Source organism: Escherichia sp. AM3, from assembly GCF_032029835.1.
GTDB classification, from domain to species: domain Bacteria; phylum Pseudomonadota; class Gammaproteobacteria; order Enterobacterales; family Enterobacteriaceae; genus Escherichia; species Escherichia coli.
Genome location: NZ_JAVUPQ010001331.1, coordinates 1 through 234 on the forward strand (window position 1 = coordinate 1; position 234 = coordinate 234).

At 58.5% G+C, this 234-nt stretch carries 1 protein-coding gene; it reads right to left on the bottom strand.

Annotation, left to right across the window (positions count from 1 at the left end; translation table 11 throughout):
• On the bottom strand, positions 1-234 hold a 234-nt coding region (locus tag RTW80_RS30925; protein WP_312722088.1), incomplete at both ends, for an N-acetylmuramoyl-L-alanine amidase.

A 234-nucleotide genomic window follows, 5' to 3' on the forward strand; every position in this document is an offset into this window, starting at 1 on the left:
CCCATACCGACGCGCCGGTGGCGTTACGGTTCGGCGCAGCATCCGCGTGAATCGACACCAGGAAGTTGGCGTTTTGCTTACGCGCCACATCCGAGCGTCCCATCACTGAAATAAAGTAATCTCCGTCGCGGGTCATGACCCCTTTAAACATCGGATCGTCATTCAGAAGCGCACGCAGCTTACGGGCAATGGCGATAGTGACGTTTTTCTCCCGCGTGCCGCCCGGGCCAATCG